Source organism: Salinicola sp. DM10 (assembly GCF_017306975.2).
Lineage (GTDB): Bacteria > Pseudomonadota > Gammaproteobacteria > Pseudomonadales > Halomonadaceae > Salinicola.
The window spans coordinates 113,282-133,587 of the sequence record NZ_JAFLEN020000005.1 but is presented as its reverse complement, the minus strand read 5'-3'; the positions used below and the strand labels follow the sequence as shown (position 1 = coordinate 133,587).

20 protein-coding genes are annotated in these 20,306 nt (G+C 67.1%); 8 read left to right on the top strand and 12 right to left on the bottom strand.

The annotated features are described in order from the left end of the window. The first annotated feature begins 72 nt into the window (after positions 1-72). Positions 73-612, top strand: coding sequence for a cytochrome b (locus J0A90_RS15960; RefSeq protein ID WP_207034309.1), 540 nt, complete (start codon positions 73-75; stop codon positions 610-612). Positions 613-749: 137 nt separating this feature from the next. On the opposite strand, the gene J0A90_RS15955 is transcribed toward J0A90_RS15960, so the two are convergent. From J0A90_RS15955 to J0A90_RS15925, 7 genes are all read right to left on the bottom strand, one after another. Then, complete coding sequence (locus J0A90_RS15955) at positions 750-1,826, bottom strand: ion transporter (RefSeq protein ID WP_207034306.1); 1,077 nt, start codon at positions 1,824-1,826, stop codon at positions 750-752. A gap of 30 nt (positions 1,827-1,856) precedes the next feature. After that, positions 1,857-2,333, bottom strand: a complete 477-nt coding sequence (locus tag J0A90_RS15950) for an acyl-CoA thioesterase (protein ID WP_051896374.1) — start codon at positions 2,331-2,333, stop codon at positions 1,857-1,859. A 142-nt stretch (positions 2,334-2,475) separates the two neighbouring features. Then, complete coding sequence (locus J0A90_RS15945) at positions 2,476-3,789, bottom strand: short-chain fatty acid transporter (protein ID WP_207034303.1); 1,314 nt, start codon at positions 3,787-3,789, stop codon at positions 2,476-2,478. Positions 3,790-3,866: 77 nt separating this feature from the next. Then, positions 3,867-5,258 (bottom strand): MATE family efflux transporter, encoded by a 1,392-nt coding sequence (locus J0A90_RS15940; protein WP_207034300.1) that lies wholly within the window; start codon positions 5,256-5,258, stop codon positions 3,867-3,869. A gap of 52 nt (positions 5,259-5,310) precedes the next feature. Further along, complete coding sequence (locus J0A90_RS18780; RefSeq protein WP_233076874.1) at positions 5,311-5,694, bottom strand: YfhL family 4Fe-4S dicluster ferredoxin; 384 nt, start codon at positions 5,692-5,694, stop codon at positions 5,311-5,313. Beyond that, positions 5,579-6,067 (bottom strand): pantetheine-phosphate adenylyltransferase, encoded by a 489-nt coding sequence (gene coaD, locus J0A90_RS15930; RefSeq protein WP_207034297.1) that lies wholly within the window; start codon positions 6,065-6,067, stop codon positions 5,579-5,581. The genes J0A90_RS18780 and coaD overlap by 116 nt, the downstream gene beginning before the upstream one ends. Positions 6,068-6,136: 69 nt before the next feature. Continuing rightward, the gene (locus tag J0A90_RS15925; RefSeq protein WP_207034561.1) at positions 6,137-8,014 is read right to left on the bottom strand and encodes a beta-ketoacyl synthase; all 1,878 of its coding nucleotides are present in this window, start codon (positions 8,012-8,014) and stop codon (positions 6,137-6,139) included. Between the two features lie 328 nt (positions 8,015-8,342). Here J0A90_RS15925 and J0A90_RS15920 point away from each other — a divergent pair, with 328 nt between their 5' ends. The 4 genes from J0A90_RS15920 (at position 8,343) to J0A90_RS15905 (ending at position 11,651) form a co-directional block, all read left to right on the top strand. Then, complete coding sequence (locus J0A90_RS15920; RefSeq protein ID WP_207034295.1) at positions 8,343-9,002, top strand: tRNA (guanosine(46)-N(7))-methyltransferase TrmB; 660 nt, start codon at positions 8,343-8,345, stop codon at positions 9,000-9,002. Positions 9,003-9,070: 68 nt separating this feature from the next. Continuing rightward, on the top strand, positions 9,071-10,519 hold the full coding sequence (gene dacB / locus J0A90_RS15915) for a D-alanyl-D-alanine carboxypeptidase/D-alanyl-D-alanine-endopeptidase (protein ID WP_207034292.1): 1,449 nt from the start codon (positions 9,071-9,073) through the stop codon (positions 10,517-10,519). 118 nt (positions 10,520-10,637) lie between these two features. Beyond that, entirely contained in the window at positions 10,638-11,096 is a 459-nt protein-coding gene (locus tag J0A90_RS15910; RefSeq protein WP_207034287.1) for an META domain-containing protein, read from the top strand. A gap of 48 nt (positions 11,097-11,144) precedes the next feature. After that, positions 11,145-11,651 (top strand): GNAT family N-acetyltransferase, encoded by a 507-nt coding sequence (locus J0A90_RS15905; RefSeq protein ID WP_207034285.1) that lies wholly within the window; start codon positions 11,145-11,147, stop codon positions 11,649-11,651. Positions 11,652-11,669: 18 nt separating this feature from the next. Here the strand turns inward: J0A90_RS15905 and J0A90_RS15900 are convergent, their stop codons facing one another. Continuing rightward, on the bottom strand, positions 11,670-12,161 hold the full coding sequence (locus tag J0A90_RS15900; RefSeq protein ID WP_207034282.1) for a hypothetical protein: 492 nt from the start codon (positions 12,159-12,161) through the stop codon (positions 11,670-11,672). A gap of 84 nt (positions 12,162-12,245) precedes the next feature. On the opposite strand from J0A90_RS15900, the gene J0A90_RS15895 reads away from it, so the two are divergent. Beyond that, positions 12,246-12,980, top strand: coding sequence for a TSUP family transporter (locus J0A90_RS15895; protein ID WP_207034280.1), 735 nt, complete (start codon positions 12,246-12,248; stop codon positions 12,978-12,980). Between the two features lie 15 nt (positions 12,981-12,995). On the opposite strand, the gene J0A90_RS15890 is transcribed toward J0A90_RS15895, so the two are convergent. Beyond that, a complete protein-coding gene (locus J0A90_RS15890; RefSeq protein WP_207034276.1) occupies positions 12,996-13,919 on the bottom strand; it encodes an AraC family transcriptional regulator in 924 nt (307 codons plus the stop codon). Between the two features lie 249 nt (positions 13,920-14,168). Here J0A90_RS15890 and J0A90_RS15885 point away from each other — a divergent pair, with 249 nt between their 5' ends. Then, positions 14,169-15,242 (top strand): NAD(P)-dependent alcohol dehydrogenase, encoded by a 1,074-nt coding sequence (locus J0A90_RS15885; protein ID WP_207034273.1) that lies wholly within the window; start codon positions 14,169-14,171, stop codon positions 15,240-15,242. A gap of 128 nt (positions 15,243-15,370) precedes the next feature. Here the strand turns inward: J0A90_RS15885 and J0A90_RS15880 are convergent, their stop codons facing one another. Next, on the bottom strand, positions 15,371-16,186 hold the full coding sequence (locus tag J0A90_RS15880; protein ID WP_207034271.1) for an acyl-CoA thioesterase II: 816 nt from the start codon (positions 16,184-16,186) through the stop codon (positions 15,371-15,373). 83 nt (positions 16,187-16,269) lie between these two features. Here J0A90_RS15880 and tadA point away from each other — a divergent pair, with 83 nt between their 5' ends. Continuing rightward, positions 16,270-16,737 (top strand): tRNA adenosine(34) deaminase TadA, encoded by a 468-nt coding sequence (tadA, locus tag J0A90_RS15875; protein ID WP_207034268.1) that lies wholly within the window; start codon positions 16,270-16,272, stop codon positions 16,735-16,737. A 7-nt stretch (positions 16,738-16,744) separates the two neighbouring features. Here tadA and J0A90_RS15870 read toward each other — a convergent pair whose 3' ends face one another. After that, positions 16,745-18,703, bottom strand: coding sequence for a diguanylate cyclase domain-containing protein (locus tag J0A90_RS15870; protein WP_207034265.1), 1,959 nt, complete (start codon positions 18,701-18,703; stop codon positions 16,745-16,747). Positions 18,704-18,760: 57 nt separating this feature from the next. Continuing rightward, positions 18,761-20,227, bottom strand: a complete 1,467-nt coding sequence (gene mltF / locus J0A90_RS15865; protein ID WP_207034262.1) for a membrane-bound lytic murein transglycosylase MltF — start codon at positions 20,225-20,227, stop codon at positions 18,761-18,763. Between the last annotated feature and the right edge of the window lie 79 nt (positions 20,228-20,306).

Here is a 20,306-nt window from a genome sequence, read left to right as displayed (position 1 = left end):
GCGGTTCGTGTGCGTTCAGAGGTATGATCCGCGCCTTCACAAGATGAGATAACCCGATAAGGAACCTTCGCCATGCTGCAGGACTCTCCTCAGGTTTACGGCTCGGCGACCCGCTTTCTGCACTGGGTCGTGGCCGCACTGGTGATCGTTCAGCTCACCAGCGTGTTCCTGCACGAAGTGTGGGACGGCAATGCCTTCAGTCGACTGATCCTGCCCTGGCACACCAGTATCGGGGTCAGCGTGCTCGCACTGATGGCGATTCGCACGCTGTGGGCGCTGTCCCAGCTCGGCCATCGCCCGGTGCATGAAGGCAGCCTGCAGCGGCTGGCAGTGTGGGCGCATGTGCTGATGTATGCACTGTTGATCATGATGCCGCTCTCCGGCGTGCTCATGACCTGGGGTTCCGGTTACGGCGTACACGCCTTCGGAAGCGTACTGGCGCCGGGCGCCGACGTACCCTGGGCAGCAGCGCTGGGTGTGGTCCACGAGCCGATCGCCTGGCTGATCACGCTGATGATCCTGGGGCATGTGGCGATGGCGATGCATCACCACTTCGGGCGTCGCGACGATACCCTGAAGCGCATGGTCGGGCGCCCCGGCGGCCCGCAATAAGCCGCCTCATCCGCCAATAGCCCGACTCTTCCTTCACTGTCTCCTCCACTGTCCAGGGCGCCGCGTGCACCCTCGACAGCGGCCCTCCGCCCCCTCTCCCGTGGTACCGATCTCGCCGACCTGGACTGGCGGCCTGCCTAGCGCTGCTCGCCGGCAGTCTTGCGTGCGGCGTCGCGCTCGCGGATGGTGCGCTCCGGGTCCATCTCGAGTTTCCAGCGCTGCACCGCGACCTGCTGCTTGAGCAGCTCGAGCACGTCGATCAGCACCTGTTGGGTGACCTGATCGGTGGTCTTGTCGACGCGCAGCCAGGCATCGATACCGCTGCCGACCAGATCCGCCAGCAGCGAGTGGAAGTGCGGCGAGCGCAGGCCGTCGATCGCCTCGTGGACCACCCGGTTGGCGATATCGTCGAGGCTGCGCTCGAGACCCTCGGCCACGGCATCGCCCATGGGCAGACGCTTGAGCCGGCGCAGCTCGGCGTTCTCTTCCAGGGTGCGCGCGACCAGCGCCGAGACGTAGCGATGGACCTGACGATGGTTCTCGGCGTAGCTCTTGTCGATGGTGCGCTCCAGGCGCGCCGCGATCTCGCTCACCAGGGCCGCCTTGCGTGGCTGGATCACCTCCTCGGAGACGCGCCGGGTGAGGTGTTCGCTCTGGGCGATCTCGTGCTGGATATCCCCCAGCAGCTTGATCGCCACGCGGTCGGAGAGCTCCTCCATCACCACCCCGTAGTAGGTGCGATAGAAGCGGTAGAGCGGCCAGCGGGTCACGTCGACCACCCCCAGCCGCTGTAGTCGGATCAGCAGCGAGACCACGCGTAGCACGCGCAGCAAGCGGAAACCGGCGAGCGGGATACAGCCGAGCACGTCGTACCAGTGCACGAAAGGGTAGAAGAACCAGCGTGCGTAGCGCCGCTGGGCGATGGCGATGGCCCAGCCCAGCAGCACATCGAGGATGAAGATCGCCACGAAGCACAGATCGATACGGAAGAAGTGCTCGCGCACATTGACCTGATAGGCGTGATGGAGCCCCGGCGCCAGCGCCTCGAAAGCCTCATTGAGCGGCGGGATCAGATAGAGGCTGTCGAACAGCAGCAGGGCCAGGTTGATTGCCACCAGCAGCACCACAGCGATGTCCCAGACCAGCAGCAGGCGTTCGCTGAAGCGGCTGATCGGGCGCTTGGTGGGGGCGGCGTGGGGCGCGCTTGCGGGCATCGGACTTCCTTGTCGGTGCCGCCGCCGGGCTCACACGTCGTGATGGCCCTGGCGGTAGGCGGTCATGGCGTTGCGCTCTTCTTCGGCTTCCTGCTTGCGCAGCTTCTTGCGCATCGCGGCCTTCTCGAAGCGTAGCTTCTGCAACGGGGTCTTCAACGCCAGCGGTGGTACCTCGACCGGATGCCCGGCGCTGTCCACCGCCACCATGGTCAGGTAGCAGCTGTTGGTGTGGCGGATCACATGCTCCTGGATCGACTCGGCCAGCACCTTGATGCCGATCTCCATCGACGAGCGTCCGACATGGTTGACCATGGCGAGGAAGGTGACCAGCTCGCCGACATGAATCGGCTGCTTGAACAGCACCTGATCCACCGACAGTGTCACCACATAGCTACCTGAGTAGCGGCTGGCGCAGGCGTAGGCGACTTCGTCGAGCTTCTTGAGGATCGCCCCGCCATGCACCTTGCCACTGAAGTTGGCCATGTCGGGGGTCATCAGCACGGTCATCGACAGCTCGTGCTGTCGCGGAAAATCGTCGGGCGTCACGGTGTCCTCGGCGTTGTCTGACCCACTATTGTCGTGGGCCAGATGTACCACAGATCGGGCGTGACTGCCCGTATTGCCGAGCGTAGTCCTTTTCGAACGGGGTCTAGAAGAAGGTCAGACCCAACCCGATGATAACCCCGGTCACCACCAGTTGGATCAGACAGAAGCCCATGATGTCCTTGGCGTTGAGCCCGGCGATGGCGAGCACCGGCAGAGCCCAGAACGGCTGCAGCAGATTGGTCCAGGCGTCACCCCAGGCCACGCCCATCGCCACCCGCGCGACGTCGGCGCCCAGCGCCTGGGCCGCGGGCAGCATCACCGGCGCCTGCACCGCCCACTGGCCACCACCGGAGGGCACGAACAGGTTGACCACGCCGGCGCTGATGAACGACCAGAAGGGCAGGGTATCGGCGCTGGCGATGGCGACGAACAGCTCGGAGAGCGACTGCGCCAGCCCCGAGCCCATCATGATGCCCATGATGCCGGCATAGAAGGGGAACTGGATGACGATGCCGGCACCGCCCTTGATCGCCTCCTGGAGACTCGCCAGCAGGCTGCGCGGGGTGCGGTGCAGCACGATCGCCAGCGACAGGAACAGGAAATTGACGCTGTTGAGGTTGAGCCCGCCGCCGGCGAAGACGAAGTAGTGAAAGAGATAGACGAGCCCCGGGATGCCCACCAGCCATGACAGCAGGGTGCTGTTCTCGAGCCGGTCGGCGGGGCGCGTGTTGTCCGTTGGCCGCGCGCTGTCGGGCTCGGCGAGCTGGGACGGCTCGACGTAGACGCTCTCTTGCGCGTCCGGCAGCATCCAGCGGTTGATCAACGGCATGACCACGAACAGGATCCCGACGATCAGCAGGTTGTAGAGTGAGAAGATCGTCTGCGAGGTGGGGATGATGCCGATCTGGGCCTCGCTGAAGTGGCCCGGGGTAGCGATGGTGAGCGGAATCGAGCCCGCCAGGCCGCCGTGCCAGACGACGAAGCCGGAGTAGGCGCTGGCGATCAGCAGGCGGTAGTCGACGCGTATCCGGCGCGCCAGCGCCTTGGCGAACAGCGCCCCGATCACCAGCCCGAAGCCCCAGTTGATCCAGCTCGCGGCGAGCGACACCAGGGTCACCAGCACGATCGCACCGCCCGGGGAGCGGGCCAGGCCGGCGAGGGCGTCGAGCAGGCGCTTGACCGGTGGCGAACTGGCCAGCATGAAGCCGGTGACCAGCACTAGCAGCATCTGCATCGAGAACGCCAGCAGACCCCAGAAGCCGTCGCCCCAGTAGCGCATTACTGCCAGCGGCGACTGCTGCTCGAACAGCATCGCCGCCAGCGCGGCGACCAGCGTCAGCAGCAGTACGAAGATATAGGGGTCGGGCAGGTAGCGTTCGACCAGTTTGACCGCGGGGCGGGAGAGTTTCTGCAGCATGGTGGCGAGGCTCGCTGTTGTTTTAAGCGCAGCCTAGCGCATTCCCCCTGTCGCGATTAGTCAACCTTGGTCGACGACTAGCTGACTGATTCCTCGGCACTTTCGCTGCTTTCAGCGCCTGTGGGCGTGTGGGTAGCGGCACTGCACCAGCGCGTGCGCCGGTAGTGCACGTAGCAGGCGCCGAGGGTGGCCGAGCGCACCAGCGTGAACACCAGGAACGCAAACCACAGGCCATGGTTGCCGAAGCCCTGGGTCAGCCACCACGTCGGCAGGTAGACGGCCAGCCCCAGCCATACCGAGTTGCGCATGGCCCGGCTCTCGGTAGCGCCGATGAAGACTCCATCGAGCAGATAGCTCCACACCGCCAGCAGCGGCATGGCGATCATCCACGGCAGGTAGTCGCTGGCGGTGGCGCGTACCTCCGGCAGGTCGGTGAGCTGTGCGACCAGCCAGTCGCCGCCGACGGCGAACAGCGCCATCGCTGCCCCCGCCACCAGTAGCGAGAGCTTGCCCGCGGCGCGCACCGCGTCGCCGAAGTCGTCCCAGGCGCGCCGGCCCACCGAGCGCCCGGTGAGTGCCTCGGCGGCGTTGGCGAAGCCGTCCAGGGCGAAGGAGGTGAGCATAATGAACTGCAACAGCACCGCGTTAGCGGCCAGGGTGGTATCGCCGAAGTTGGCCCCCTGAGCGGTGAAGAACGCCTGCGCGAACAGCAGCCCCAGGGTGCGCACGAAGAGGTGCTGGTTGACCCGGATCAGCGCGGCGTAGTGCGCCCAAACCCGCAGTGCCTGGCGCGACAGCGAGCCGCCGAGCTGGCGGCAGTGCACCGCGACCCGCCACAGGCCGAACGCCAGGGCGGCGTAGTCGGCGAGTAGTGAGGCCCAGGCGACACCATCGCTGGCCAGTCCGAAGCCGACCACGAACAGCAGGTCGAGCACGATGTTGACGCCGTTGGTCAGCAGCAGGATCGCCAGGGTGATACGGGTCTTCTGCTGACCGATGAACCAGCCCAGGATGGCGTAGTTGGCGAGCACCGCCGGGGCCGAGAAGATGCGGATATGGGCGTAGTCGGCGGCCAGCTGCATGGCCGCCTCGCTGCCGTCGAGTAGCCACAGCCCGCCGGCGATCAGCGGACGCGAGAAGAGAATCAGCGCCACCCCGATCACCGTTGCCATCACCAGCGACTGGGCCAGCAGCAGGCGTACGTCGCTGTCGTTTTCGCGGCCCACCGCCTGCGAGGTCAGGCCGGTGGTGCCCATGCGCAGGAAGCCGAAGCCCCAGTAGAGGAAACTGAACAGCGTGGCGCCCAGGGTCACCGCGGCGAGATAGCGCGAATCCGGCAGATGACCGACCACCGCGGTATCCACCAGCCCCAGCAGGGGCACGGTGATATTGGAGAGAATGATCGGCCACGCCAGCGTCCAGACGTGGCGGGTGGAGTAGCGGGGAGTGTCCTGGCTGGCCACGGGCATCCTTGCAGGCGAGGGAAATGAGAACGCTGGCGCAGCGGCTACCACGACCCGCTCAGGCGGCGGTGATGATCTCGTACTTCTCCATCAACTGCTCACGCGTCTCCGGGCGCTCGGGGTCGAGCGGAATGCAGTCGACCGGGCAGACCTGTTGGCACTGGGGCTCGTCGAAGTGGCCGACGCACTCGGTGCAGCGCGCGGGGTCGATGACGTAGATCTCCTCGCCGGGCGAGATGGCGTCGTTGGGACACTCCGGCTCGCAGACGTCACAGTTGATGCATTCGTCGGTGATCATCAGGGCCATGTGGCTCTCCTCGCGGCGCTCAGGCGCCGTCAGTCGCGAAGCGCCGGCGAAGTGCGTCGACCACGCACGGCGATACGTGTTGGGAAACGTCCCCGCCGAGGCGCGCGATCTCGCGCACCAGGGTCGAGGAGAGATAGGAGTTCTGGATCTCCGGGGTCAGAAACAGCGTCTCCACGTCCGACGACTGGGCACGGTTCATGTTGGCCAGCTGCAGCTCGTACTCGAAATCCGTGGCGCCGCGCACCCCGCGTAGCAGAATGCGCGCGTCGAGCCGGGTCAGGAGCTCGGTGAGCAGGCCGTCGAAACCCACCACCTCGACATTGGGCCAGCCCGCGGCCACCTCACGCGCCAGCGCCTCGCGTTCGGCCAACGCCAGCGCCGGCTGCTTGCGCGGGCTGGCGGCGACCGCGATCACCACCTTGTCGAAGATCCGCGCGGCGCGCTGGATCAGATCGCGATGGCCGTTGGTGATGGGGTCGAAGGTGCCGGGATAGACCACGGTGTTCATGCACTCACTCTCCTGCCGGTTGCCGCCTTATCGCTCGGCTGCGCCACTCGATAGCGTCACTCGATAGTGTCATTCGAGCGAGCCGAAGGGGTTGTCGGCCTTGAGCGATACCGGCTGGGCATAGCCGGGGATGCGGATGGCCTCGGCCCCCACTTCCAGCTCGGGGCCTTCGAGCACGCCCTCGCCGAAGCGATAGATCACCTCGAAACGGCCGCTGTCGGCGGCCTCGCGATACCGCTCCGAGGCGGCCAGCGCCTGCTCGCGGCGCCCGCGCCAGGCGTCCACCGCGCGCTGGCCGTGACGCTTGACCAGCAGACGCTCGGTCACTGCCGGCGAGAGTAGCAGCCCGGTGGCATTGTTGCCGCCGAAACCCTTGGCGTTGATGAAGCTGGCATCGGCCTCGAACGCCAGCGGCTCGCGGAAGAAGCGCAGGCGCTCGGCGAAGACGTCGTCGGCCACCGCATCCAGGGTCGGGATGCCCGGGATGTAGCCGTGGGCGAACGTCCCTAGGGCACTGGCGATCTGGTCCCCCGCGGCGCTGCCCTGGGAGTGGCCGATGAACGCCTTGATCGCCGCCACCGGCCAGTTCTCGATACCGTTGGCGCGCGCCACCTGATCGAAGATGTGCGACTCGGTGGTGCGGTTCTTGGGCGTGCTGGTGCCGTGGGCGTGCAGATAGGTGCGCTGGCGCACGCTGTCGTCGCCGAGGATCGAACGCGCCAGCGCGACCGACTTGCCCAGGGTGATGTAGTTGCCGATGCCCGGGGCCGAGATCGAACGCTTCCAGCCGTCGGCGTTGACGTGCACGTCCGGCACCGCGCCGAGGATCTGAGCGCCGGTCTCCAGCGCCAGCGAGTCGTCCATCAGCAGCACGAACTGCGACGCCTCGGCGATGGTGAAGCCGCAGTTGCGCGCGAACGGCCGACAGGCGCGCTGGTAGTCGGCGTCGGTGAGCAGCTCCAGCGCATCCAGCGCCATCAGGCTCTGATCGTCGGCCAGCGCGCTCATGGCGCGGAAGCCCTCGATGATCTCGGGCGTCACCGGGGCGTCGCTGGTGCCCACCATCACCATGCGGCGGCGGCCCTGGCGGATATCCTCGACCCCGAGACGCAGGTTATAGAGGAAGGTCGCGCAGGCGCCCTGGATCGCACCGGTGGCGCCCACGCTGCCGAGCACGTAGGCGTTGAGGAAGTCGGCCGGCATCTGGCCGTAGCCCAGCGGCATCTGCTTCGAGGTGGTGCGGCTGCCGGTGACGAAGCTCTTGAGCATGCCGCCCCAGCCGGCGTCGTCGAGCTGGCCGATGGAGTTGCCGGCGTAGACCGCGATGGCATCGGGGTCGAGCTGGCCGCGCACGCGCTCCCAGTCGAGCCCGCTCTGGCCGAGACAGTCGCTGACGCCGAAGATCGCCATCGACAGCCCGCGCGGATGGTGCACGCTGCGATAGAAGGTGTCCGGGGCAAAGCCCAGCGGCAGCTGGCCGGCGGCGCGCACGGCGGCCTGGCGGCGCTCCGGCAGCAGCGCCTGCAGCGCCCCCGCGGGCACCGCGACCTCGACCGTGTGACGGTCGATCTCGCGCACTTCCCAGCCCGCCGGCAGCGGCTGCGGTAGCTGCCGACGCGAGGTGGTGAAACGCACCGGCTCGGCAAAGGTCATCGCCAGCTCGCGGTTGCCGGGAATGCCCGCGGCGCCGAAGGCGTCGTCCTCGATGCGCCGGATCAGGGTGTGGGCGAGGATGTGCTCGCGATAGCGGGCGACGATCTGGGAGACGTCGAGGGCTTCACCCTCGGCGCTCTCCCAGCCGCCGTCCGCGCTGCGGGTGACCAGGCGCATGAGTGCTGCCAGGGCCACCAGGGTCTGGGTCTGTGCCGTCTGCGGCAGGGCTTCGAGAATCGTGCGGCGGTAGGCGTGGTGCCCGGAGGTCCTTCCCGCGGCATTGATGCCGCCCATGCCGACGATCACCGGTAAATGTGACAAGCCACGTCCCTCGTGAGCGTTGGGGGCAATCGGGCTCTTCGAGGCAGGGAGTGACGCAGCGACGAGAAAGGGCGTCTCCCGACAGGGCGCGTGCCGATCGCGGGAATCGACGAAACGTGGTGAACCGCGCCTGCCTTCGAAGGGCGTATTGCCAAGATTGGCTGAATGTGGGCTGGGATGATACACCCGCGCGTGCGTGGCGTCATGCCGCGGCCAAGGTGAGTGGCGGGTTGGTGTGGCGAGATCGCAGGCTTCAGGGCTGGTAGACTGGCGGGTCTTTCCGCTCGTCAGTGTTTCCGCCATGCAATCGTCTTCGCGCGCCATCGTCAGTAATCAAAGTGGCCCCCATCGCGACCTCGCGCGTCGCGTCGCGCGTGCCAGTGCCAGTGTCTGGCAGCGCCCGCCGGCCCAGCACACCCGCGCCGCCTTCGAGCGCGCCGCCGCCTGGCTCGCCACCACTGACAAGCCGCTGATTCTCGACGCTGGCTGCGGCGTGGGGCTCTCCACCCGGCGCCTGGCGCTGGCCCACCCCGATCACGCGGTGATCGGCGTCGACCGCAGCGAGCAGCGGCTCTCCCGCGATCACGGCGAACTGCCGGGCAATGCGCTGCTGGTACGCGCCGACCTGGTCGACTTCTGGCGTCTGGCCCACGAGGCCGGCTGGCGCCCGGCGCGCCACTATCTGCTCTACCCGAACCCCTACCCCAAGAGCGCCCAGCTCAAGAAGCGCTGGCACGGCCATCCGGTCTTCCCCACCCTGGTCGCGCTGGGCGGGTGCCTGGAGCTGCGCTCCAACTGGGCGATCTACGTCGAGGAGTTCGCGCTGGCGGTAGAGGCGCTGTGCGACCGGCGCGGTGAGTGGGGGGCGTTCCAACCGGAGGAGACGTTTTTGACCCCGTTCGAGCGCAAGTACGCCGAGAGTGGCCAGACGCTGTGGCGCTACGCGGTCGATCTCGACTAGTCTCGGTGCATCGGTTTTGACTGATGCTTCACCTCTTTTCTCTTTCACTCAGTGCGGACGTTCTCATCATGCGGCAAGCGTTGTATCGCGGTTTTCTGGCGTCATGTCTGGTGTCACTCTCCACGCTCTCCATGGCCGCGCAGGCGGCGGGTTTCGATCATGTTGCCCAGCTCGCCGACAAGGGCTTTGCGATCAGCGCCCAGGCACGTCTGCTGGGCAGCGGCGAGGTGCTCGGGGCGCTCGACCCCGACCGCGCGCTGTCGCCGGCGTCGGTGACCAAACTCTATACCGCGGCGGCGGCGCTCGACCGCTGGGGCCCGCAGCACCGCTTCACCACGCGTTTCGTCTCGGTCGGCAGCGTCGACCCCAGCGGTACCCTGCATGGCGATCTTGTACTCGAGGGCGGCGGCGACCCGGCGCTCACCTCCGAGGAGCTGTGGCGGCTGATCCAGAAGCTGCGCGAGAGCGGCGTCAAGCGGGTCGACGGCCAGCTGGTGATCAGCCAGTGGCGCTTCGGCCCGGTGCGCTGCACCACCACCGACCGCTGCAAGACGCAGACCCGCGGCACCAATGCCTACAGCGCGCTGCTGTCGTCGGCGGCGATCAACTACGGCAGCTGGTGCGCCACGGTGGCACCGGGCGCGGTGGGGCAGCCGGCGCGGATCACCAGCTGCGATACGGTGACGCCGATCCTGCGGGTCGACAACCAGGTGCGTACGGTCGCTGCCAATGGCTCGCTGAGCCTCTCCGCCGCGCGGGTCACCGACAGCCAGGGCGATACGCTCAAGGTCAGTGGCCAGATTCCCGCCGGCAGCTTCCCCCAGGCGATCTACAAGGCCAGCTCCGACCCCGCCGACCAGACTGGCCAGACGCTGCTGGCGCTGCTGCAGCAGTCCGGGGTGGCGGTGAGCCGTGGCTATGCGGTGAGCCAGCAACCGCCGCCGGTGACCGCCGTTCAGCTCGCCGCGGTCGAGGGCAAGCCGCTGCAGGAGCTGTTGCTGCGTACGCTCAACTATTCCAACAACTTCATGGCCGACACCCTGGCGATGGATCTCACCGTTGGTTCTCAGCAGCAGCTGGCTGACGCCGGGGCGATGCTCCAGCGCTTTGCCGCCGGCCTGCCCGGGCACGGTGCGGCGACGCTGAAGAGCGGCAGCGGCCTGACTCCGGAGAATCGCGTCTCGGCGCGCAGCGTTGATGCGCTGCTGGCGGCGATGTACGCCAACGCCTCGCTGTTCCCCACCTTCGTCGCTGGCATGCAGGTGCCCACCAACGGGCCGATGCACTTCATCCGTCGTGGCAGTGAGGTGTTCCAGGATCACGTGATGCTCAAGACCGGCACCCTCAACGAGCCGGTCACGGTGCGCGCCGTCGCTGGCTACTTCCGCACCCGCGAGGGGCGCTGGGGCAGCTTCGCGGTGCTGATCAACGGCACTGCTTCCACCCCCTATCTCTCCTGGCGCGAAAGCCTGCCGCTGATCGCCGAGGACCTGACCGCGATGATCGAGCGCCACTGAGGTGACCCGGTGCGGGGCGCGAGTTGTCGACATTGGCCGAATCGGGCGAAGATGGCCGTTCTAACGGTGCGTCGTCGAGGCGGCGCACCGCCCCTTTCGTCGCCGGAGGTCTCTAGCCATGTTCATGCTGCCCCAGTCCCTGCGTCTCACCCTGGCGGTATTCGCCGTCGTCGGGCTCACCGGTCTGCTCAGCGCTTGCGCCGGGCGTACCGCGCCGGCGCCCAGCGAGCCGCTGGTGGGCACCTACTGGCGTCTGGATAGCCTGGGCGGCGAGGCGGCGGTGGTGGGTGACCAGCAGCGCGAGGCGCATCTGGTGTTCAACGCCGCCGGCCACGTGCGCGGCTCGACCGGCTGCAATCGGTTGATGGGGCGTTATCAGCACACCGACGACGCTTTGAGCTTCTCGGCCCTGGGCACCACCCGGCGCGCCTGTAGCGGCCCGCTGCAGGCGCAGCAGCAGGACTGGCTCGATGTGCTCTCGCGCACCCGACATCTGGCGCGCAGTGGTGATCGACTGGTGCTGGAAGATAGCCGCGAACGCCCGCTGGCCACGCTGCAGGCGACGGCACTCTACTGACGCCGGTGGCGCGTCTATCCAATAACGATGATGGGAACGAGTGTCCGCATGACCCCGATCGAGTGTCAGTTCGATGCCCACGGCGACGCCGTGATGACGATCTTCAACGATGCCATTCTCAATACCACCGCGCTCTACGAGTATCAGCCGCGCACGCTGGATTTCATCGAGCAGTGGTTCCGCACCAAGCATGAAAGTGACTTGCCGATCCTTGGCGTGTGCGACGACGCCAGCGGTCGGCTGATGGGCTTTGCCAGCTACGGCCCGTTCCGGCCCCACGCCGCCTACCGCTACTGCGTCGAGCACTCGGTCTACGTCGATCGCGACTATCGCGGGCGCGGCGTGGCGCGCTGCCTGATGGAGGCGCTGATCGCGCGCGCCGAGGCGCAGGGCTACCACAGCATGATCGGCGGCATCGACGCCACCAATGTCGCCAGCATCGCGCTGCACGAGCGCCTCGGCTTCAGCCACACCGGCACCGTGCGCGAGGTCGGCTACAAGTTCGAGCGCTGGCTGGATCTGGCGTTCTACCAGCGCCTGCTGGGGGATGCTTAGCGACTCTGTGCGGGCCTCTCAGGGCGCCTTCTCATTGCTGTCTGTGGGTGCGGTCGCGGCATCGTCGGTTGCCGTGTCGTTGCCCCCGGCGCCACCGCTCTTGCCGGAGTCGTCAGTGGTGTCCGTCGGCGCGTCGGGCAGAGCATCCGGGCCCGCAGTGAGCTTGTCGGCCGGAGCGATGAAGACCTCCTGACTGGCGCGCAGGTAGAGGCAGAGCTCCTGTCCCTCACGTCCGTTCATGTGCTGCTGCGGGTAGTGGCCCTTAAGCAGCAGGGCGGTGGTGCCTGCTTCGTCGTCGAACAGCACCGGCGCGCCCGCCGGCTCAGCGTCCGAGAACTGGCTGGCGTCGGTGCACTGGGCGATTACGTCGCGGGTCTGGTCTTCCCAGGACGCGGGGCTCGAGGCCTGGGCGGAGAGTGAGGTGAGGGCCAGCGACGCCGTCACGGCGATGGCCAGCGACGCCAGCGGGAATCGGCAAAGTGGGTGCTGCGAGCGGGTGGGGCAGGGCATGCGGATCATCCTTCAGTTCAGTGAACAACTGCCGGCGCGCGAGGCCGGGCCGGGGCAGGACTATTTTTGGAGTATAGACCCTTCATGACCCTACCCATTTCTCTGCTGTTCCTGGGCGTGGTCTTCGCTACTTCGGTGCTCTCCGGTGTGTTCGGTATGGCCGGCGGGCTGATCCTGCTCGGCTTTCTGCTCGCCTGGCTGCCGGCGGCCACGGCAATCGCCGTACACGGGGTGATCCAGCTCTCCGCCAACGCCTCGCGGGCGTGGCTGTCGCGGCACTTCATCGACTGGCGCATCGTCGGCGGTATCGCCGTCGGGGTGGTGATCGCCGCAGTGGCACTGGCGCTGGTGCGCTATCACCCCAGCGAGACGGTGGTGCTGATCGTGCTCGGACTGATGCCGGTGCTGGTGTGGATCCCCAAGCGCTGGTTCCATCTGGATGTCTCGCGCCCCGGGCACGCGGTGCTCTGCGGCGTGGTTTCCGGTGGCCTGACCATCGCCGTGGGGGTGTCGGGGCCGACCATCGATATCGGCTTCATCCGTACCCATCTCGACCGCCGCACGGTGGTCGCGAGCAAGGCGTCGATCCAGGTGATCGCGCACTCGCTGAAGATCGTCTTCTACTGGCAGGCCGCGGCGGCCATGGGCGCACAAGAGTGGGGCTGGGTGCTGCTGGGGCTGCCGCTTGCCTTTCTCGGCACGCGCAGCGGCAATCTGATCCTCAACCGCCTGAGTGACGGCGGCTTTCGTACCTGGACGCGCTGGATCGTCACCGTGGTCGGCGGCTACTACCTGGTGCGTGGCCTGGCCGGCCTCTGACCCCGGCCCCGCGACTCATCCGCGGGAGGGGCTGACGCCGAAGTAGCGCTTGTACTCGCGGCTGAACTGGGAGGTGCTGCGATAGCCCACCTCGCTGGCGGCGCGGGCCACGTTCATGCGCTGCTGGCCGAGCAGCGCCCGTGCCTTGAGCAGACGCAGGCGCTTGAGGTACTGCAGCGGCGACTGCTGCGTGGTGCGCTTGAAGTGGTGATGAAAGTGCGAGGCACTCATGTTGGCCTGGGCGGCCAGGGCTTCCACCGTCAGCGGGCTGGCGAAGTGGCGGTGTAGATAGGTCAGGGCATCGATGATCCGCGCGTACTGGCCCTGACGCTGCACCAGCTGACGCAGCGAGGCGCCCTGGGGCCCGCGCAGCGCGGCGAACAGTACCTCCCTGACGCGCCCCGGGCCGAGCACCCGGCTCTCGGTGGCATCGCCGAGGCAGTCGATCAGGCGCAGCACGCACGCCTCCATGGTCGCATCCAGCGCCACTGCGGCCATCGGTGCCGGATCGCCGAGTTCGCGCCCCGGGGCGGGAAGCTGCTGCACCAGCTCGCTGAGGGTGAGCGGATCGAAGGCGATATTGATCCCCAGCATCGGCGCGTTCTCGGGGGTGCGCGTCTCGCACTCGAACGGCATCGGCAGCGCCTGGACCAGATAGTTGCCCGGCCCGTAGTGGATCACGCGTTCGCCCAGATAGCCGATCTTGTCGCCCTGGGCGATGACGAAAATGCCCGGTTCGTAGATCAGCGGCGTACGCGGATAGCTACAGCGTGAGGCGATCAGGCGTACTCCCTCCACCGCGGTGTCGATGAACCCCTCGTCGTTGACCAGCGGTGTGATCGCTTCGGCCAGCCGGCGCGCGGAGACCGCTGCGCTTGGCTTGGCGCCGGCCGGCGCGGTGGGCGCGCGATCGAGCAGTGGTGAGCGTGTGTCTAGCATCGGCAAGTCCCCTGCGCTGCGGTATCTGCTGGCCCGGCGGGCCGAATGATGGTCGTCCGGGAGGTTAAGTGTAGTTAGCTTTCAGGGTATTGTGCACGAATGTTACGAATGACGTGCCGAAATCGACTTTCCCTAAGCAGAATCCGGCAGACCTTCGGCAGGATCGAGCATGGCAGCGTGGCGCGCGATGGACCACACTCTGCGCCGTCATTCACGGGTCGAGAGCGACCCCGGAAAAGGAGCTTTCCCATGAGCGAGAAGACCCCGGCCAAAGGCTATGCCGCCCACTCCGACAGCGCGCCGCTGCAGCTTTGGAACTTCGAGCGCCGCGCTCCGCGTCCCGACGATGTCTCCATCGAGATCCTCTACTGCGGCGTCTGCCACAGCGATCTGCACTTCGCCCGCGACGACTGGGGCATGGCCTCCTATCCGGTGATTCCGGGCCACGAGATCGTGGGTCGCGTCACCGCCGTCGGCGACGATGTCAGCCAGTACCAGGTCGGTGATCTGGTCGGCGTCGGCTGCATGGTCGACTCCTGCCGCGAGTGCAAGGCGTGCCAGGACGGCCTGGAGAACTACTGCGCCGAAGGTTTCGTGATGACCTACGGCAGCCCCGACAAGCACGACGGCACCCTGACCCAGGGCGGCTATTCGGACAAGGTGGTGGTCAGCGAGCGTTTCGTGGTGCGCATGCCTGAAGGCCTCGACCTGAAGTCCGCGGCGCCGATCCTGTGCGCCGGCATCACCACCTACTCGCCGCTCAAGCACTATGGCGTCAAGCCGGGTGACAAGGTCGGCGTGATCGGCATGGGTGGCCTGGGCCACATGGGTGTCAAGCTGGCCAAGGCGCTGGGCGCCGAGGTGACCCTGTTCACCCGCTCCGAGTCGAAGAAGTTCGAGGCCAAGAAGCAGGGCGCCGACCACGTGGTCATCTCCACCAGCGAAGAAGAGATGCAGGCGGTCGCCGAGACCTTCGACTTCATGCTCGACACGGTGCCGGTACAGCACGACATCAACCCCTACCTGGAAGCGCTCAAGCCGGACGGCACGCATATCCTGGTGGGGCTGCTGGAGCCGATCGACCCGGCGGTCTCCGGTGCCAACCTAGTGTTCCGTCGCCGTGTGCTCGCGGGTTCGCTGATCGGTGGCATGCCGGAAACCCAGGAAGTGCTCGACTTCTGCGCCGAGCACGGCATCACCTGCGACGTCGAGATGATCAATATCGATCAGATCAACGAGGCGTGGGAGCGCATGCAGAAAGGTGACGTCAAGTACCGCTTCGTCATCGACATGGCCTCGCTCAAGGATGCCGAGGCGGCCTGATCGCCTGGCTCTAGTTCTGGCTCTGGCCTAAGGCCAGAGCCGCCACGCGACCCGTACTCGGATAGCGTGAGCGTGCCAAGCGCGCGGCCTTCGGGTCGCGCGCTTTTGCGTTTCAGTCAAGCCGAGCTTCAGTCTCCGCCGACCCGCACCATGCCCTCTTGCGCGGTGGAGGCGATCAGACGCCCCTGGGTGTCGTAGAAACTGCCGCGGGCAAAACCGCGTGCCCCGCCTGCCCAGGGGCTCTCCATCACATAGAGCAGCCAGTCGTCGAGCTTGGGGTCCTCGTGGATCCACAGCGCGTGATCGAGGCTGGCGATGCGCAGCCGCGGGTCGCCGAGGGTCACGTCATGGGGCAGCAGGCTGGTCAGCAGCAGATTGAAGTCCGAGCCGTAGGCGAGCAGATAGCGGTGCAGGGCCGGGTCGGCGGGCAGTTGCCCACCGGCGAGACGGAACCAGATCATCCGCGACGGCGGGCAATCATGGCGCTCCTCGACGGTGATGAACTCCACCGGATGGTTGCGAAAGCGCTGATGCACCGCTTCGCCACGCGCCAGCAGCGCCTCGGGATGCTCGACCTCGGGGGCGCTCGGCTGATGGTGGATGCCCTCCTCACGCCCCTGGAACGAGGCGCTGCAGAAGAAGATCGGCTGGCCTTTCTGGATCGCGGTGACGCGGCGGGTGGTGAAACTGCCGCCGTCACGCACGCGGTCGACCGAGTAGACCACCGGCAAGGCGGCGTCGCCGCGGCGCAGGAAGTAGCCGTGCAGCGAGTGCAGGTAACGATCCTCGGGCACGGTGCGGGTGGCGGCGGCGGCCGACTGCCCCAGCGCCTGACCACCGAACAGCTGTGGCAGGCCCAGATCCTGGCTCTGGCCACGGAACAGATTCTCTTCGAGAGCCTCGAGACCCAGCAGGGCGACGAGATCATCCAACGCTTGGCTCATTCGCGTATCCTTGCGTGCAGTAAATGACGGCTGACGTGCCCGCCCGGGCGCGCGGCCAGGACGATCCAACGAGCGGGCAGCGCATGACCCAGAGTGACGAATTCTACATGCATCGGGCGCTGGAGCAGGCGCAACTGGCACTGGCGGCGGGCGAGGTGCCGATCGGCGCGGTGGTGGTCGATGCCGCCGGCGAGGTGATCGGGCGCGGCTACAATCGCCCCATCGCCAGCCACGACCCCACCGCCCACGCCGAGGTCCAGGCCCTGCGCGACGCCAGTCTCACACAGGGCAACTACCGCCTCGACGGCTGCAGCCTGTTCGTCACCCTGGAGCCTTGCCTGATGTGTACCGGCGCGATGATTCATGCGCGCCTGGCGCGTCTGGTCTATGCCGCCGCCGAGCCCAAGGGCGGCATGGCCGAGTCCCGCGCCAACCTGTTCGCCCAGCCCTGGTTCAACCACCGTATCGAGGTGCGCGGCGGGGTGCTGGCGGCGCCCTCGCGGCGCCTGCTCAAGGGCTTCTTCCAGGCCCGTCGGGCGGGCGACTCATAGTACCAATTCAGAGTACCAGTCCGTCCATCTCCACCCGGTCGCGGCCATTCTGCTTGGCCCGATAGAGCGACTCGTCGGCGGCCTGGAACAGCGCCTCGCGCTGCAGCGGGCCGCCGCTCGTCACGCTGACGCCGATGCTCAGGGTCACCGGCTGGCCGTCGGGCTGCACCAGTTCACTCGCGGCCAGCGCCTGACGCAGAGTCTCGGCCAGACGCTTGGCCTGCTGGCGGTCGCAGTGGGGCACGCAGGCGACGAACTCCTCGCCGCCGTAGCGCGCGAAGATCCCCCCGGCGGCCTCGATCGTTGCGCGGCAGCTCTCGGCCAGGGTGGCCAGGTAGCGGTCCCCGGTGAGGTGGCCGAAATGATCGTTGATACGCTTGAAGTGATCCAGGTCGCAGATCATCAGCGCCAGCGGCAGTGCCTGCTGGTGCTCTTCCAGCCAGTTCATCAACTGGCGGCGGTTGGGCAGTTGGGTCAGCTCGTCGTGGCGTGCAAGCCATTCGATCTCGCCCTGCAGTCGCTCGCGCTGGGCGATTTCGTGGCGCAGCGAGTCGTTGGCCTGGCTGGCGAGGCGATGCTGCTGGGCCAGCCGGCGATAGACGTAGAGAACCATGTAGACCAGATAGGCGAGCACCAGGCCGAACACCAGGGTGATCTCCGGCACTCGATCGCGCTGGCGCAGCAGCAGATCGAGATCGGGCTGTACGCTGAGCGTCAGGGTGTCGGCGCCTATCTGCACCGGGCGCTGGTAGCGCCAGTCCGAGAGGTTGGCCAGCGGGCCGCCATGGAAGTAGACCTGCTGGTGGTCGAGCAGCATGATCGCGCGGTCGCGGCTGTGGGTCTGGCGCAGCAGCGACCTGAGCAGGTTGTCGACACTGACCACCATACCCACCGCCCCCAGCAGCTCGCCATCGGCGCTATCGCGAACCGGCAGATAGCTGATCACACCGCGCCCGCCCTGCAGGAAGTCGATGATCCCGGTCTGCCCCTCGATGCCGTAGACCAGCGGCCGGTCGAGTACCGCATTGGTCTCGAGCTGGTGGCGGTAAAGATTGAGCCCGATCAGCGACAGATTGCCGCGCAGCGGATAGATGCGCAGCACCTTGCCGTCGCGATCGATGAAGGCGATGTTGCGAAAGTAACCGAAATCCTCGTAGTAAAGCTTGGCCTGGCGCGCCCACTCGTCGCTTGTGGGAATCTTCCCGAGCATGTCCCAGAAGCTGGCGAAACGGCGCATCGCCTTGAGGTGGGCCTCGGTTTCCGTGGCCAGCAGGGTGGCGATGCGATCACCGTCGTTGGCGACTTGGGCGAACAGCCGGTCATTGTCGTTCTGGCGCTGCTGCTGCCAGCCGAACAGCACGACCAGCATGATCGTGCCAGCGATCGCCAGCGGTGGCAGGATACGCTGCCAGTAGCGCAGCAACGGTGCGACCAGGCGCGCCAGCTGGCCGCCCCAGAGCAGCCACAGTGCTGCCACCAGTTCAGGCGGCGCCCCGATCAGCGCGCTCGCGTGGGGCGGGGCGGGCAGCAGCGAACGCGCGCTCAACAGCGCCGTGCAGCCGGCGACGAGCAGTAGCAGGGCCGGCGAACCCAGCCCCAGCCGGCTGAGCAGCAGCAGGTTGAGCATCAGCGTGAACAGCGCGGCCAGCGCCAGCGGCGAGGGGCGCATCTGATAGAGCGTCCAGTTCCCCGGCAGGCGGTCGAGCCAGCTCTGCCAGGTGGCGGTGGCTATCCAGCTCTCGCTGAGCATGAAGCTGGCGATAATGCCGAGGGTCACCAGCGCAGTGGGGATCAGTAGCCAGCGGCTGAGCACGAGCCCGCTGCGCCAAGTGAGCCACTGGCCCAGCGCCAGTAGACCCAGCAGCGGTGCCAGTATCCAGTGTTGGGCGGGATCGCCCCCCGACCAGAGTGCCCAGGCGATAAGCGGTAGGCTCAGATAGAGCATCAGACGGGACACCAAGGGCATAGGCGATCAACGACTCCTAGAGACGCGGCCAGCGCGAGTGACCGGTCCTGCCAAGCGTTACATCAGCGGCGCGACGATCTCCAGCGGCGTCATGGTGTCGCTGTCCAGGGTGCGTTGACCCAACTGGTCGAATTGCTGCTGACTGCGATTGACGTACTTCAATATCTCGTAATAGCGGCGCACGTTACGCACGTAGATCACCGGCTCCCCGCCCCGAGCATACCCATGGTTGGCTTGCGAATACCACTCGCGCTGTTGCAGCAGCGGCAGTGCCTCGCGTACGTCGATCCAGCGGTCGGGATCGCCGCCGCGCTGGGCGGCGATGTCACGGGCATCGAAGAGGTGGCCAAGCCCCACGTTGTAGGCCGCCAGCGCCATCCAGGTGCGGTCGGGCTCGGGGATAGACGCGTCCAGCCGGTCGCGCACGTGGCGAAGGTAGCGCGCGCCGCCGTCGACGCTCTGACGCGGGTCGAGACGGTTGTCGATGCCGATTTCGTCGGCGGTGGGGCGAGTCAGCATCATCAGGCCACGGACCCCGGTGGGCGAAGTGGCTTCCGGCCGCCAGTGCGACTCCTGGTAGCCGAGTGCGGCGAGCAGGCGCCAGTCGAAACCGGTATCCCGCGCGGCTTCCTTGAAATAGGGCACGAAACGCGGCAGGCGGTTGCGGACATGGCGAATGAACAGGCGTGCGCCGACGTATTCGAGATAGTCGTCGTGGCCGAAGTAGCGTCCGATCAGCTCGTCGAGCTCGCCGCTACGGCGCTGTGCGGCGATGAAGCGGTTGGCCGCTTGCTGCAGCGCCAGGGGTTGGCTGGCGGAGAACGCCCAGGCCAGCGTCAGCGGCTTGCCCAGGGCGAAGCCCCGCTCGACGTTGGGGAAGAACAGCCGGTTGAGCTTGAACTGATGGGTATAGACCACCGCGGCGTCGAGGTCGTCGCGCTCGACCATCTCCAGCAGATCGGCGATGGCCAGGTCGTCGGCCTCGCGCCAACCCAGACCGGGCAGATTCTGCTGCTGGGCGCGCAGCGCCGCGGCGTTGCCGGAGCCGGCGATCACCCCGATCCGCAGATCGAGCAGGTCATCGAGGGTGCGCACCGGCGGCAGCCCGCGGCGATAGACCACCAGTGGCTGCAGGGTCAGTATCGGCTGGCTGTAACGCAGCCCGCTGCGATGCTGATCGAGGGTCAGCGCGGCTGCGCCGAGATCGGCCTCGCCCCGGCGTACATCGTCGAGCACATCACTGATGCGGCTATCGTTCTTGACCGCCAGGCTGACACCCAGCGAATGGGCGAAGCGCCGTACCAGCTCGTACTCGAAGCCGGTGGGGCCGTGGCCGCCCTGATAGAAGGTGATCGGCCCATTGCGGGTGGCGACCTGCAGGAAGTCGCGCTGGCGGATCGGATCGAGTCCGTCACCCAGGCGTGGCAGCGGCTCGGCGGGACACAAGAGAGTGGCCAGTGCCAGCAGTACCGTCAACGCAGCGCGCGGGCGCTTTGAGAGCAGGCGCTTTGAGAGATGGAGCATGCGGAGGGATCGGTCACGGCGTGACGCCACACCATAGCCGCCTGCGGCGTCGATGTCATCTCCTGGCGGAGACTTCGGC